Consider the following 14044-nt stretch of genomic DNA (forward strand, 5'->3'; position numbering starts at 1 on the left):
GTCCACGGCGACGTGGGCGGCCGCATCGTCGCCCCCGACCGAACAGAAAGGATGAGGCGATGACCACGAGCCCTCACGAGCCCACCCCGCGCCCCACCGTGGTCGCGGTGCCGGGCCTCGACCCCGTGACGGCCGGGGGAAGGCGGCGCCTCCCGTTCACCGTGCTCGCCAAGCCCACCGGGGCGGCCTGCAACCTCGACTGCACGTACTGCTTCTTCCTGTCGAAGGAGCTGCTGTACGACGGCGACGGCCAGCGCATGTCAGAGGCGGGACTCGACGCGTACCTAGCCAACCTGCTGCGCTCTCAGCCCGACGGCGACGTCGAGATCGCGTGGCAGGGCGGCGAACCGACGATGCGAGGCATCCCGTTCTTCCGGCGTGCGGTCGAGCTCGCGGAGCAACTGCGCCGGCCGAAGCAGACCGTCCGTCACACGTTGCAGACCAACGGCACGCTGCTGGACGATGCGTGGGGCGAGTTCCTCGCGACGAACGGCTTCCTCATCGGCCTGAGCATGGACGGCCCCGCGCACCTCCACGACGCGTATCGGGTCAACAAGGCCGGGCGTGCGACGCACGCGCAGGTCCTCCGGGGGCTTGACGTGCTGAAGCGCCACGGGGTCGAGTTCAACATCCTGTGCACCGTGCACGCGGTCAACCAGGATCACGGTCTCGAGGTGTACCGGTACTTCCGTGACGAGCTCGGGGCGCGTCACCTGCAGTTCATCCCGATCGTCGAGCGCGTCACCCGCGAGCAGCTGCCCATCGCCGAGCAGGGCTGGAAGGACGGCAACGGGACGCGGATCCTCTACCGCCAGGAGGGTGACGCCGTCACCTCGCGCAGTGTGGATCCCGCGGCGTGGGGCGAGTTCCTGGTGGCGGTGTTCGACGAGTGGGCGGCCAACGATATCGGCGAGGTATTCGTGCAGCACTTCGACGTGATGCTCGGCAACGCGCTCGGCCAGTACTCGATGTGTGTGCATGCCCCCGAGTGCGGCTCCGCGCTCGCGGTCGAGCACACGGGCGACGTGTACTCGTGCGACCACTTCGTGGAGCCCGGTTATCTCCTGGGGAACGTGGGGGAGCGGTCGCTCCAGACGATGCTGCAGTCGCCTGCGCAGCGGGAGTTCGGGGCGGCGAAGCGGACGTCGTTGCCACGGCAATGCGTGGAGTGCCCCGTGCGATGGGCATGCCACGGCGGGTGCCCGAAGGACCGGTTCGACGTCTCGAGGGATGGCGAGCCCGGGCTCAACCACCTGTGCGCCGGCTACTACCGCGCGTTCTCGCACGCCGAGCCGACCATCCGACGCATGGCCGAGCTGGTCGCGCCGACGCTGGGCTGACGCGACGTCCGCGCAAGCGTCAGACTTCCTGCGAGAACCCGACCCGCCGCTCGCTCTCCGCCCAGAGCGCGTCGGCGAGCGCCGCATCGTCCATCTGTGGGTGACGCTTGCGAGGGAGGGCCCGGCGTTCGGTGTAGGTCTCGCCGGAGCGCGCCGCCGTGCTCTCCATCGCCCAGGTGAGGTTCGCGGCGCCGTCCTCCGGGGTCTTCAGGAACAGCGCGAGCGGACCCTTGTAGAAGAGCTTCATCGACGTGGTGCCGGTGTCCTTCGCGAAGTTCGACGCGACGTCGCCCGGGTAGATCGCGACCGCGCGCACGCCGTCGCCGCCGAAGCGTCCGTGCAGCGACCGGGCGAACAGCATGGTCGCGAACTTCGCGTTCCCGTAGGCCGTGGTCGGCTTGTACGAACGTGCCGAGTCGAGGTCCATCAGGTCGAGGCGGCCGTACTTGTCCGCCGCGGCGCTCGCGGTGTTCACCACGGTCCCGCGCGCGGCGACCACCAGGTCGAGCAGCAGGTTCGTGAGGAGGAAGCCGGCGAGGTGGTTCACCTGCAGGGTGCGCTCGTTGCCGTCGACGGTCACGGCCCGCTGCGCGAAGATCCCGCCGGCGTTGTTGGCGAGCACGTCGAGACGGTCGGTCCGCTCGCGCACCCAGCCCGCCAGCGCGCGTACGTCGTCCAGGCGCGCGAAGTCCGCGGGGCAGGCTTCGCCGCCCGTCGACGCTGCGACCGCCGCGAGCTTGGCGGGGGAGCGGCCGGTGAGGAGCACGCGGTCGCCGCGCTCCGCGAGGGCCCGCGCCGTCGCCGCCCCGATCCCGTCGGATGCGCCGGTGACGAGGATGGTGCGCTGCGTCAAGGTCTCCTCCAGAGGTGCGCGTGAATCGTACCGAGGAGGAGCGCCTCAGTAGCCGCGCGGCTCCCGCGCCTGGTACGGCGCCTCGAGCGCCTCGACCTCCGCCTCGGTGAGCTCGATGTCCAGCGCCGCGACGGCATCGGGAAGGTGATGCGGCTTGGTGGCGCCCACGATCGGCGCACTCACCACCGGGTTGCGCAGCACCCACGCGAGCGCGACCTGCGACATGGGGACCGCACGCTCAGCCGCGATCCGCTCGACCGCGTCCACCACGCCCTGGTCCGCGTCCATGAACGTCGCGTCCGCGACCGGGTCGTTCCCCGCGCGCGAGGTCTGCGTGCCCCACGGCCTCGCGACCCGGCCCTTCGCGAGCGGCGAGTAGGGGATCGCGCCCACGCCCTGGTGCGCGAGAAGGCCGAGCATCTCCCGCTCCTCCTCGCGATACAGCAGCGAGTACTGGTCCTGCATCGACACGAACCGCGTCCACCCGCCCAGGTCCGCCGCGTGCTGCATGGTCGCGAACTGCCAAGCGTGCATCGCCGAGGCGCCGATGTACCTCGCCTTTCCCGCCGTCACCACGTCGTGGAGCGCCTCCATGGTCTCCTCGATGGGCGTCGTGGGGTCGAAGCGGTGGATCTGATAGAGGTCCACGTAGTCGGTGCCCAGACGCGTGAGCGACGCGTCGATCTGCTCCATCACGGCCTTGCGGGACAGGCCCTGACCGCCGGGACCGTCGTGCATCCGGAAGTGCAGCTTGGTCGCGAGCACTATCTCCTCGCGCGTGCTGAACTCGCGCAGCGCGCGCCCGGTGAGCTCCTCGCTCACGCCCTCCGAGTAGACGTTGGCGGTGTCCCAGAACGTGATGCCGAGCTCGACGGCCTGCCGGTAGAACGGCGCGGCCTCCTCCCACGCGAAGGCGCCCCACTGCGGCACCTGTGAGGTCGGGCTGCCGTAGGTCATGGTCCCCAGCGCGAGGCGAGGGATGCGGAGCCCGGAGGCTCCGAGGCGGGTGTACTTCATCTTCTGCTCCTTTGCGAGGGACGATGCGGTGGCTGGGTGGGCGACGAGGCTCAGGCCTCGGGGATGGCTCGGTCGAAGAACTCGTCGCGGATCGCGTCGGGCTCGGGGCCGCCGCGCACGCCGGTGTCGAGCGCGTCGATGGACGCGAGCTCCTGGTCCGAGAGCGTGAAGTCGAAGACGTCGAAGTTCTCCGCGATGCGGCTCGGGGTGACCGACTTGGGGATCACCTGGCGGCCCTCCTGGAGGTGCCAGCGCAGCATCACCTGCGCGGCCGTCTTGCCCTGCGCCGCGGCGATCTCGCCGATGGTCGGGTCCTCGAGCGTCGAGCGGCCCTCGCCGCGGTAGAACGTGATGCCGCCGATGGGAGACCACGCCTGGTTGAGGATGCCCGCGGCGGCGTCCGCCGCTTGGATCGCGCCCTGCTGGAAGTAGGGGTGGACCTCGATCTGGTTGACGGCGGGCACGACCTCGGCGACATCGAGCAGGCGCGCGAGGTGGTCGGTCATGAAGTTGGAGACGCCGATCGCGCGCACCTTGCCGTCCATGTAGAGGGTCTCGAGGGCCTGGTAGGCGGCGATGGTCTGCTCCCAGCGGGAGGGCGCCGGCTGGTGGAGGATCAGCAGGTCCAGCTGGTCGATCCCGAGCTTCGCCGTGGCCTTCTCGAACGCGTGGAGCGTCGCCGCGTGCCCGTAGTCGCTCACCCACACCTTGGTCTCGATGAAGAGATCGTCGCGCGGGATGTCGCTCGCGGCGAGCGCGGCGCCCACGCCGGACTCGTTGAAGTAGGCGGCGGCGGTGTCGATGTGGCGGTACCCGACTCGGAGCGCCGCCGTGACTGCGGTTGCGGTCTCGTCCGGCGGAGTCTGGAAGACGCCGTAGCCGAGGGCAGGCATGGTGACGCCGTTGTTGAGGGTGAAGGTGTCCATGCCGTCGACGCTAGGCCGCGAGCCAGCTGCGAGGGAGGGACTGGTGTTACCCCGATCGCGGAGTCCCGTGAGTCGGGACGCTGAGTCCTCAAGAGTTGTTCACATGTGCGATTGCGGGACGCTCAGTCCTCGCCGTCACGTCCGCCGCGGACGCTGTCCGGCGATGGTGCGCGCGACCTCGGAGGACTGGTTGTCCCGAGATGCGCGTCCGCGTGCGAAATGGAGGACTGAGTGTCCCGACGGTCGGACGCGGAGGCGGGTACCGACCGTCCCTCCCTCGGGGCGAGCGCCCGCCGTACGGTGGACGCATGAGCACGAACCCCGAGGTGACCGAGTTCCTGCGCACGCGCCGCGCGCGCATCACCCCCGACCAGGCCGGCTTGCCCGCGTACGGCGGCAACCGCCGCGTGCCGGGTCTGCGCCGCGAGGAGGTCGCGATGCTCGCCGGGGTGTCGGTCGACTACTACGTGCGACTTGAGCGCGGCAACCTGTCCGGCGCGTCGGAGTCCGTGCTCGAGGCGCTCGCAAACGCGCTCCAGCTCGACGACGCCGAGCGCGACCACCTGTTCGACCTCGCGCGTGCGGCGGGTCCCGCATCGTCCCGCGCGGCCGGCCGTCGCCCGACGGGGACGGTACGTCCCACGGTCCAGCGCATCCTCGACTCCATCAGCGCGCCTGCGTGGGTGCGCAACGGCAGGCTCGATCACCTCGCGCACAACCGCGCCTCGCGCGCGCTGTACTCGCCGCTGCTCGACAGCTCCGCGAGGCCCACCAACACGGCACGCTTCCTGTTCCTGGACGATGCGTCGCGCGACTTCTTCGTCGATCGCGACCAGGCGACGGCCGACGTCACCGCGCTGCTGCGCATGGAGGCCGGACGCCGTCCCCACGACAAGGGGCTCACCCAGCTGGTCGGCGAGCTGTCGACCCGGTCGGACGAGTTCCGACGCCTGTGGGCCCGCCATGACGTCAAGTTCCACCGCTCCGGCGCCAAGCAGCTCCGCCACCCCGCGGTCGGGCTGCTCGACCTCGAGTTCGAGGCGATGGAGCTGCCCTCCGACCCCGACCTCACGCTGCTGGTCTATGCGGTCGCGCCGGGGTCGCCCGCCGCGGACAAGCTCGCGCTGCTCGAGCACTGGGCCGACGAGCGCGAAGCCGCCGGGCTGCTCGCCGACGTGAGCGGCGCCGCGCCGCGCTGACCGCCGGAAGCCCCCGCGACCTCTCGAACGTTGCCCTAGAGGACCCCGACCGAGAGGAACCCTCATGTCCACCGCCGTCCGCCCGCCGTCGCAGTACGAGGACCCCATCGTCGCGCCGCACTCGCTCAAAGGGCGGCGCATCCTGGTGGTCGGGGGCTCCTCGGGGTTCGGGCGACAGGTCGCGGTGGATGCGTCGCTGGCGGGAGCCGACGTCATCGTGGTGGGGCTCGACCCCGCCAAGTCCCACGCGACGGCGCAGGAGTGCGGCGCGCTGGGCCACGGCAAGGCGAACGCGCTCGCCTTCGACGTCACCACGGACGCGGGTCGCGAGCGACTGCTCGAGGCGGTCGGCCGCGTCGATCACGTGGTCTCCACGCTGGGCGGGCGTCTTGGCGACCACGTCCGCGAGGACGACGACGACGCGGTGCGCGACGTCGCCCGCCGCAAGGTTGCGGACAATCGCGCCTTGGTGGACGCGCTCGCGGACCGGGTGGTCGACGGCGGGTCCTTCGTGCTCACCGCGGGCTCGACCAGGAGGCCAGGCGAGGGCGACGGGGTCGCCGCCGTGACCGGCAACGAGGAGATCGTGGACCTGGTGCGGGAGAAGGCGCTCGAACTCGCGCCGCGCGTGCGCGTCAACGCGGTCGCCCCCACGTGGACGCAGACGCCGCTCTGGCGTCATCACGACGACGCCACGGTGATCGCGATGCGCCGCGAGATGGAGGAGCGCATCCCGCTGGGCCGCACCGCGGACATCCGCGAGGTGGCGCGCGCCTACCTCTTCCTCATGACCAGCGGATTCGTGACCGGCCAGACCATCGCGGTGGACGGCGGGTACTCGCTCACCTAGCCCGCGATCACGAGCGTCAGCTCGTCCGGCCCCTTCGCCTTGCGCACGAGGCTCACGTCCACGAGCGCGGAACCGATCATCCCGGCCGCAACGTCGGCGAGGTCCTCCGCGGACTCGGGCCGCGCATCGTCCCGTACCAGGTGCGACGCGAGCAAACCGCGCGTGTGCTTGGCCATGTGGCTCACCACCGCGCGCTTGCCGTTCAGCTCGCGCTGCACGTTGACCGCGACCCACGGCGAGCCCTCGGGCCGGTACGCCGCGACGTAGGAGGCGCTGCGGCAGTCGATCACGAGCCCGCCGTCGGCGAGCGCCTCGAGCTCCTCGCGCAGGTGACGCTTCCAGAAGGCGCCGAGCCCGCCGATCCGCCCCAGCGACGTCCCCATCGAGAGCCGGTACGCCGGGATCCGGTCCGCGGGGGAGACCGCGCCCCACAGCGCCGAGACGATCCGCACGCTCTCCGCGGCCTTGTCCAGCGTCGCCGCGTCCCAGTCCGCCATGCCGGCGGCGTCGTAGAGCACGCCGGTGTAGACGGTGGACGATGCGCCGGCCGGGTTCTCCCACACGGTCCGGTTGCGCGCGACCTCCTGGTGCAGGGACGCGCCCACCCCGAGGACGTCCATCGCGTTGCGCTGGCCGCTCACCTTGGCGAGCGCGTCGCCCACGCGGCGGCGCGGGCCCTCGAGCCCCGCGTGCGACAGCGCGGCGAGGTCGACGGGGTCGCCGGCCAGGGGAGCGGTCTTGCCCTCGGAGGGCGGGAGCAGGATGAGCACCGGATAAGGGTAGGCGGAGTTCGTCCCGGCATCTGGCACAATTGTCGCAGCCCCACACAAATCCGGGAGAACCCATGAACACTCGCACCGCCGCGTGGACCTCTACCACCGCATCGTCCCCCTGGCAGGAGCGCGACGCCGTCGCGCTCGGCGAGCTGACGGCGATGCCGTCGGTGATCCTCGAGACCGAGCGGCCGCAGCAGGCGGTCGAGGGGTTCGGGGCCTCGTTCAACGAGATGGGCTGGGACGCGCTCGCGCTGCTCGACCCCGAGGCGCGCGAGGAGGTGCTGCGCGACCTGTTCGCACCCGGCGCCGCGCTCAACCTGTCGCTGTGCCGCATGCCGGTGGGCGCGAACGACTTCTCGCGCGACTGGTACTCGTACGACGAGACGCAGGACGACCTCGAGCTGGCGGACTTCTCGATCGACCACGACCGCGAGACGCTCATCCCGTTCATCCACGCGGCGCAGGCGCACCAGCCGGACCTGCGCGTGTGGGCGTCGCCGTGGAGCCCGCCCACCTGGATGAAGGCCAACGGCCACTACGCGGGCGCGCGGCCCCACGTCGCGTTCGGCGACGTGCACAACGGTATCGAGGACCACCAGCTCGGCGCCGAGGGCACCGACATGATGCGCCTCGAGGAGCCCGTGCTCGCCGCGTACGCCCGCTACTTCGGGCGCTTCGTCGACGCGTACGCAGCTGAGGGCATCCCGATCGGGATGGTGATGCCGCAGAACGAGTTCAACTCCGCCCAGCCCTTCCCGTCCTGCACCTGGACCCCCGAGGGGCTCGCGACGTTCATCGCGCACCTCGGCCCCGAGATGGACGCGCGCGGCGTCGAGGTGTTCCTGGGCACGCTCGAGCGTGCGGACGATGCGCTGATCACCCGGGTGCTCGCCGACCCGGCCGCGGCGCCGTGGGTCCGCGGCGTGGGCGCCCAGTGGGCGGGCAGGGGAGCGGTGCCGCACGTGCACCACGATCACCCGGAGCTCCCGATCTATCAGACCGAGCAGGAGTGCGGCGACGGCCTCAACGACTGGCGCCTCGCGCGTCACGCGTGGGAGCTCATGCAGCACTTCTTCAGCCACGGTGCGCGCGCGTACATGTACTGGAACATGGCGCTGCTCGAGGGCGGCGTGAGCCGGTGGGGCTGGGCGCAGAACTCGCTCGTGGTGGTCGATCCCGAGACGGGCGCGCACCGCTACTCCCACGAGTTCCATGTGCTGCGCCACGTGTCCGGGTTCGTGGCGCGAGGCGCGCGGGTGATCCCCACCCTGTCCTACACCGGCCACACCGACCAGCTGGCGTTCCGCAACCCCGACGGCTCGACCGTGATCGTCGCGCAGAACCCGCTCGCCGAGCCGATGATGATGACGTTCCTGGTCGACGGCTCGGTGCTCGCGGTCGAGCTGCCGGCGGACTCGCTCAACACCTTCGTGGTGGCTCCTACGGAGTGACGGGTCCGGTGGCTCCGAGCGAATCAAGCCACCGCCCCAGGCGCTCGAGCCCCTCCACGATGTCCTCGGGCGACGCCGCGTACGACAGCCGCACGTGCGTGTCGCCGTGGGTCGCGCCGAAGTCGCGGCCGGGCGTGAGCGCGACGTGCGCCTCGCGCAGGGCGCGTCCGCAGAAGTTCCACGCATCGAGACCGGTGGCGGAGACGTCGGCGAACGCGTAGAACGCTCCGTCCGGCGCCGAGGGGACGGGCAGGCCGATGCGCGCGAGCCCGTCCAGCATGAGCGACCGCCGGGCGAGCAGCTCGCGGCGCCGCGCCTCGGCCTCGGCGAGCGAGGCGGGGGTGAAGGCCTCGAGCGCGGCGATCTGGACGGGCGCGGCGGCGGACAGGAAGTAGTTCATCGCGAGGCGCTCGACTGGGCCCACCAGCTCCTCGGGCAGCACGCACCAGCCCAGCCGCCAGCCGGTCATCCCGAAGGCCTTGGAGAACGAGTTGAGCACGATCGCGTCCGGGTCGTGCGCCAGCACCGTGCGCAGCGGGCTGCCGTCGGGGTGGCGGTCGGCGGTGTCGAGGTAGATCTCGTCGACCAGGCGCCACGCGCCGCGCTCGCGGGCGAGGTCGCAGATCGCCGCGAGCTCCGCCCGGGGGATGGTGGTGCCCGTCGGGTTGGACGGGGTCGCGACCATCACCACGCCGGTATCGGGGGTCCAGTGCCGGTCCACGAGGTCACGGGTGAGCTGGAAGCGCGTGGCGGGGGAGGTGGGGACCGTGAGCGCGTGGCCGCCGAAGGACTGCACGATCTGCCTGTTGCACGGGTAGCTCGGGTCCGCCATCAGCACGTCGGTGCCGGGATCCACGGTCGCAGCGATGGTGAGGACGAGCGCGGCCGAGGCGCCCATCGTGATCGCGATCCGTCCGGGGTCGACCTCGACGCCGTGGCGGTCGCGGTAGAAGCCGGCGATCCGCTCGCGCAGCTCGGGCATGCCCAGCGAGGACGTGTACGCGAGGCGACGCCCGTCCATCGTGCCCGCCATCGCGCGGCGCACCGCGGCGGGCGCCCCGAAATCCGGCTCGCCCAGGTTCAGACGGACGATGCGGTGGCCGGCGGCCTCCAGCTCGCTCGCGAGGTCGCCGAACGCCATCGCATGGAACGGCTCGATCGCCTGCGCGCGCCGCGAGACCTGCATGGTCGCTCCTCCGGTCGGGTCCGGGCTCCATCCTCCCGCACGGACGGCGAGGTGCGATGCGCCGGGGTGTCGCTCCCGGTATCCTTGCAGGGCGGATGAGCTGGCCAGGCGACCGCGTGACCCTCTCGGGGGTCCCGAGGAACGTCCGGGCTCCGTAGAGCAGGGTGATGGCTAACGGCCACCCGGGGTGACCCGCGGGACAGTGCCACAGAGAGCAGACCGCCCCTCTCCCTCGGGAGCGGGGTAAGGGTGAAAGGGTGAGGTAAGAGCTCACCGCGCGACTGGTGACAGGAGCGGCAAGGTAAACCCCACCCGGAGCAAGACCAGACAGCATGCGTTCGAGGGCTGCTCGCCCGAGCATGCGGGTAGGTTGCTTGAGCCCTGGAGCAATCCAGGGCCTAGATGGATGGTCGCCCCTCCGTCCTGGTAACGGGGCGGAGTGACAGAACCCGGCGTATCGGCCAGCTCATCCGCCTTCCTGGTGATTACCAGGCCCGATGTCATTGCGACATCTGCTCAGTCCGCACAGAGTCCGCGGCAGGATCGGCGTGCTTGTCCGACAGGAGATCCGAGCGCCACACCCCGCCGCCACCATGACCACGTGCCCGGTCCCCAGCTCGTCCACCGCGCCGCAGAGCGAGTTGGCCCGACGGCGATCATCGAGACGGCGACAGGTTGCATCGTCGCGCGTGTCGAGCGCCTGCCGGACGGTGTGCTTCGGGCGAGGCGAACCGGACGGATGCCGGACCCGGTCGAGACGGTGCCGCGACGCATCTGGGCTGTGGTCGCGCGCACGTGTCAGCGCCCCCGCCCAGCCGGAGCCGAGCGGGGGTGCGTCGATGTCGAGCTATGGGGCTGTCAAGCCGGCCCGGCGATTCGGCCGGCGGCGACCGGGGCTCACGCGCAGTCGAGAGCGGGGGTCGTGAAGTGCTGTTCGACGATCGTGCCGTCCGGCTGCGTCACAGAGACCCACAAGTGGCCCGCCGCGACGCTAGCCGTGTCCAAGAGGGCAGTGGCACCCCAAGCACTCGCCTCGTCGAACGTCGCGGTGTGGGTGACCTGATAATTGCGCGCCTTGAACCTCACCACGACGGTGCCGCCGACCGGAACAGATATGTCCCAGCGCAAGGCAACCACAGCCGGTGCCGTGAAGCACGAGACCTGGGTGTTGACGTACGTGCCGCCTGCGAGCGTCAGGCTGGCGTAATAGAGGTTCTCCACCGACGGGAGCGGCTGGAGCGGTACGGGCTTGCCGTCTGCGCTGGCGGGTGCGGTGAATGCGAATAGGGCCGTGAGCGTGCCGACGACAGCGGCGGCGAGCCTGAAGCGAGTTGTCCTCATGATGGTTTCCCCTCCCTGATTGGTGCGGGAAGTCCGCGCCAAGTGAAGTCTGCGCCTTCTGGTCCGGTTTGGCGCGGGGAACCTGGGAAGATGCAGTCGGCCCGCCCCCGAGCAAGTGGCGGGCCGCCCAGGTTGGGTCCTCCAATTCGCTGACGCTCCGAGGCGTGGGTTCGTAGGGGGCGAAACCTCAGGGCGGCGAAGGCAGAGGGTCGAGGGGCCCTGCACGCGTGCCCGCAACGTAATGCGAGAGCGCCCGCGGACCCCTCTGACGCGACGAGGGTCGCAGGGGCCGCGCACGCGCACCCGTGCGGAGCCAACAGGCCGCAAATGGGCCGCAACTCACCCACGTGCACCCACATCTCATTTGACAAAGCGCTAGTAAAATGCCTGGCAGTGAGCATATGCCACTGCCTTCCATTGTCTGCCAGCGGCGCAGGCGGCCGACCCGGCGTATCGGCCAGCTCGTCCCCATGTCGCCGCTCCTCGGCCGCGGAATACCGATCAGTATACTCTCGAGCATGGCGACCACGATCAAGGTATCCGAGGAGCTGCGCGACCGTATCAACCGTGACGCGCAGGAGCGCGGCGTCACCGCTGCGGGGCTCATCGAGGGCCTGCTCGACGCGTACGAGCGCCGCCGCCGGATGGAGGCGTTCGGGCGTGCCGTGCGCGGCGCCGGATCCGAGTACTGGGACGAGTTCCGCGTCTGGGACGTGGTCGTGACGGACGTCGATCATGGTGGATGACCTGCGGCGTGGGGCCGTGGTGTGGGCCGAGCTCGACCCCGTCCGCGGCCGCGAGCAGGCGGGGCGGCGTCCCGTGCTCGTGGTCGCGAGCGACCTCTACCTCGAGCAGGCCGACACGCTCGCGATCGTCGTGCCCGCGACCACGACGGACCGTGGTTGGCCGAACCACGTTCTGCTCCGCGGCCCGCGGCTCGACCTCCCGCAGCGCACCTACGCCATGACCGAGCAGCCGCGCACGATCACCCGGGATCGCCTCGCGGGCGTCATCGGCGTGGTGGACACGGAGACGATGCGCGACGTCGACATGTGGCTGCGCGACTTCCTCGCGCTGTAGTGCCACTAGGCCGGAGCCGCCGCGCCCGCGCCCGCGCCCGCGTCCGTCACAGTCGGTAGCCACCCGACGCCTCGATCCGCTGCGCGGTGACCCAAGCCGAGTCGGGCTCGACGAGCGACGCGATCACGCCGGCGATGTCGGTCGCCACTGCCGAGCGCCCGAGCGCGGAGCCATCGGCGAACACCTTGCGGACCGTCTCGTCGCCCACCCAGCCCGAGAACTGCGTCTCGACGGGTCCCGGCGCGACGGTGTTGACGCGGATGCCGCGCGGGCCGAGCTCCTGCGCCCAATACCCGGTGAGGACGCCGACCGCGCCCTTCATCGCGGCGTACGCGTCGCGTCCGACGTGCACGAAGCGCGTGAGGCCGGTGCCCAGGTTGACGATGCTGCCGCCGTCCCCGAGCAGAGGCGCGCCGTCCGCGGGTGCGGCGAGCGCCTGCGTGAGCAGGTACACGCCGCGGATATGGGTCGCGTAGAGGCCGTCGAGGACCTCCGCGGTGGTCTGGCCGAGGCGGGTGTCCGCGCCGAAGCCGGCGTTGTTGACGAGCGCGTCGAGCGTGGTGGTGCCGAAGGTGCGCTCGAGGACGCCCGGCAGCTCGCCCACGAAGCGGGCGATGTCCGCGGGCTCCGCCACGTCGAGGGGGAGCGTGACGGCGCGTCGCCCTGCTGCCTCGACGGCAGTCACGGTCTCGGCGGCCTCCTCGGCGTGGCTGCGGTACGTCACGATGAGGTCGTGCCCTCGGCGGGCCAGTTCCTCGGCGGTCGCGCGGCCGATGCCGCGGTTGGCGCCGGTGACGAGGGCGAGGGGGCTACGGGTGGCGTCGTTCATCGGATTCTCCTTCAGGGGGTGGTGGAACCAGCCTGAGGTGGCCCCGGGGCGCGGAGAAGAGGGCGCTCACCCTGGGGTCGGCGCCCCTACCTTCCGCCGCTCTGACCGGCACATACTGGGCGGATGGACCTCCCCGAGCTCGGTGCCTTCCTGCGCTCCCGCCGCGACCGCATCACGCCAGGCGACGTCGGGATCGTGCCCGGGCCGCGGCGTCGCGTCCCCGGTCTGCGCCGCGACGAGGTCGCGCTGCTGGCCGGCGCATCGGTGGAGTATTACACGGAGCTCGAGCAGGGGTCGAAGGTCCAGCCCTCGCCGCAGATGCTGGGTGCGCTCGCACGCGCGCTGAGGCTCACGGGTGACGAGCGCGACCACCTCTACCGGCTCGCGGGACGGCCCGTGCCGGCGCGCGCGACGGACCTCCACGTCGATCCCGCGATGCTCGCGCTGCTAGACCGCCTCGACGACACCCCCGCGTTGATCGTCTCCGACCTCGCGGAGACGCTCGCCGCGAACCCCCTGGCACGCGCGCTGCTCGGCGAGCGCCACGGACTCCCGTGGCCGCGATCGAGCCAGGTCTACCGGTGGTTCACCGACCCTGAGCAACGCGCCGCGCACCCCGCCGAGGACCACGCGCGGCTGGCCGAGTCGCTGGTCGCGGATCTGCGCATGGCGGCGGCGCGACGCGCGCCCGACGACGAGCGCCTCGCGGACTTGGTGGCACGGTGCACGGAGGCGTCCGAGGACTTCGCGCGCCTATGGGAGGAGAGGGCCGTACGCCTGAGGCGCGTCGACGCGAAGGTGTTCGTGCATCCGGCTATCGGCGCGATCGACCTGCTCTGTCACAACCTCTACACGGCGGACGGCTCGCAGCACCTGCTGTGGTTCACGGCCCGTGACAACGCCGCGAGCCGCGCGAAGTTGGCGCTGCTCCGGGTCGTGGGCGCCGAGGAGATGTCGACGCGCTGAAGGCGCGCGACGCGCGCCTGCTCGCTCGGATCGGGAGTTTCGCCATAGAATGCAGGGGCATCAACGGTCGCGTCACGGCGCGATCCGTACCCGCCCACCTCGGCATCGGCACCGCCCGACGCCCCGCCGGCCCATCTGAACGGCCCGCGGTCCGCGCGAGGACACCGAGGACCGGGACCCGCGTTCTCGCGGCCGTTCCAGGGCGGGACATCGCGCCGCGCATGCGCCGC

At 71.3% G+C, this 14044-nt stretch carries 14 protein-coding genes and 1 other RNA gene; 8 read left to right on the forward strand and 7 right to left on the reverse strand.

Annotation, left to right across the window (positions count from 1 at the left end; translation table 11 throughout):
- The first annotated feature begins 59 nt into the window (after positions 1 to 59).
- Positions 60 to 1340, forward strand: coding sequence for an anaerobic sulfatase maturase (locus AOM01_RS04185; protein WP_082109970.1), 1281 nt, complete (start codon positions 60 to 62; stop codon positions 1338 to 1340).
- A gap of 19 nt (positions 1341 to 1359) precedes the next feature.
- On the opposite strand, the gene AOM01_RS04190 is transcribed toward AOM01_RS04185, so the two are convergent.
- Genes AOM01_RS04190 through AOM01_RS04200 form a run of 3 tightly spaced genes read right to left on the reverse strand, consistent with a single transcriptional unit; the run spans position 1360 to position 4136 of the window.
- On the reverse strand, positions 1360 to 2193 hold the full coding sequence (locus tag AOM01_RS04190) for an SDR family NAD(P)-dependent oxidoreductase (RefSeq protein WP_062289392.1): 834 nt from the start codon (positions 2191 to 2193) through the stop codon (positions 1360 to 1362).
- Positions 2194 to 2238: 45 nt separating this feature from the next.
- Positions 2239 to 3210: an aldo/keto reductase gene (locus AOM01_RS04195; protein WP_062289395.1), complete on the reverse strand. Its 972-nt coding sequence runs from the start codon at positions 3208 to 3210 to the stop codon at positions 2239 to 2241.
- A 50-nt stretch (positions 3211 to 3260) separates the two neighbouring features.
- The gene (locus AOM01_RS04200) at positions 3261 to 4136 is read right to left on the reverse strand and encodes an aldo/keto reductase (RefSeq protein WP_062289397.1); all 876 of its coding nucleotides are present in this window, start codon (positions 4134 to 4136) and stop codon (positions 3261 to 3263) included.
- Positions 4137 to 4444: 308 nt separating this feature from the next.
- Here AOM01_RS04200 and AOM01_RS04205 point away from each other — a divergent pair, with 308 nt between their 5' ends.
- A complete protein-coding gene (locus tag AOM01_RS04205) occupies positions 4445 to 5335 on the forward strand; it encodes a helix-turn-helix transcriptional regulator (protein ID WP_062289400.1) in 891 nt (296 codons plus the stop codon).
- Positions 5336 to 5399: 64 nt separating this feature from the next.
- Entirely contained in the window at positions 5400 to 6185 is a 786-nt protein-coding gene (locus AOM01_RS04210) for an SDR family NAD(P)-dependent oxidoreductase (RefSeq protein WP_062289403.1), read from the forward strand.
- On the opposite strand, the gene AOM01_RS04215 is transcribed toward AOM01_RS04210, so the two are convergent.
- Complete coding sequence (locus tag AOM01_RS04215) at positions 6182 to 6955, reverse strand: YaaA family protein (RefSeq protein WP_062289406.1); 774 nt, start codon at positions 6953 to 6955, stop codon at positions 6182 to 6184. The two genes, AOM01_RS04210 and AOM01_RS04215, sit on opposite strands and share 4 nt — an antisense overlap.
- A gap of 74 nt (positions 6956 to 7029) precedes the next feature.
- On the opposite strand from AOM01_RS04215, the gene AOM01_RS04220 reads away from it, so the two are divergent.
- The gene (locus AOM01_RS04220) at positions 7030 to 8412 is read left to right on the forward strand and encodes a glycoside hydrolase family 30 protein (RefSeq protein WP_062289409.1); all 1383 of its coding nucleotides are present in this window, start codon (positions 7030 to 7032) and stop codon (positions 8410 to 8412) included.
- On the opposite strand, the gene AOM01_RS04225 is transcribed toward AOM01_RS04220, so the two are convergent.
- On the reverse strand, positions 8402 to 9598 hold the full coding sequence (locus AOM01_RS04225; RefSeq protein WP_062289412.1) for an aminotransferase class I/II-fold pyridoxal phosphate-dependent enzyme: 1197 nt from the start codon (positions 9596 to 9598) through the stop codon (positions 8402 to 8404). The two genes, AOM01_RS04220 and AOM01_RS04225, sit on opposite strands and share 11 nt — an antisense overlap.
- Positions 9599 to 9694: 96 nt before the next feature.
- Here AOM01_RS04225 and rnpB point away from each other — a divergent pair.
- Positions 9695 to 10071, forward strand: an RNA gene (gene rnpB / locus AOM01_RS04230) — RNase P RNA component class A.
- A 424-nt stretch (positions 10072 to 10495) separates the two neighbouring features.
- Here rnpB and AOM01_RS04235 read toward each other — a convergent pair.
- Positions 10496 to 10939, reverse strand: coding sequence for a hypothetical protein (locus tag AOM01_RS04235; protein WP_062289414.1), 444 nt, complete (start codon positions 10937 to 10939; stop codon positions 10496 to 10498).
- A 518-nt stretch (positions 10940 to 11457) separates the two neighbouring features.
- Between AOM01_RS04235 and AOM01_RS04240 the strand changes: the two genes are divergently transcribed.
- Positions 11458 to 11685, forward strand: coding sequence for a ribbon-helix-helix protein (locus tag AOM01_RS04240; RefSeq protein ID WP_062289417.1), 228 nt, complete (start codon positions 11458 to 11460; stop codon positions 11683 to 11685).
- On the forward strand, positions 11675 to 12019 hold the full coding sequence (locus AOM01_RS04245) for a type II toxin-antitoxin system PemK/MazF family toxin (RefSeq protein ID WP_062289420.1): 345 nt from the start codon (positions 11675 to 11677) through the stop codon (positions 12017 to 12019). The genes AOM01_RS04240 and AOM01_RS04245 overlap by 11 nt, the downstream gene beginning before the upstream one ends.
- Positions 12020 to 12065: 46 nt before the next feature.
- Here AOM01_RS04245 and AOM01_RS04250 read toward each other — a convergent pair whose 3' ends face one another.
- A complete protein-coding gene (locus AOM01_RS04250; RefSeq protein WP_062289423.1) occupies positions 12066 to 12848 on the reverse strand; it encodes an SDR family NAD(P)-dependent oxidoreductase in 783 nt (260 codons plus the stop codon).
- Between the two features lie 123 nt (positions 12849 to 12971).
- Here AOM01_RS04250 and AOM01_RS04255 point away from each other — a divergent pair, with 123 nt between their 5' ends.
- Positions 12972 to 13814 (forward strand): helix-turn-helix transcriptional regulator, encoded by an 843-nt coding sequence (locus AOM01_RS04255; RefSeq protein ID WP_062289425.1) that lies wholly within the window; start codon positions 12972 to 12974, stop codon positions 13812 to 13814.
- The last annotated feature ends 230 nt before the right edge of the window (positions 13815 to 14044 follow it).

The sequence above is a fragment of the Demequina phytophila genome (assembly GCF_000971135.1).
Classification (GTDB): Bacteria; Actinomycetota; Actinomycetes; order Actinomycetales; family Demequinaceae; genus Demequina; species Demequina phytophila.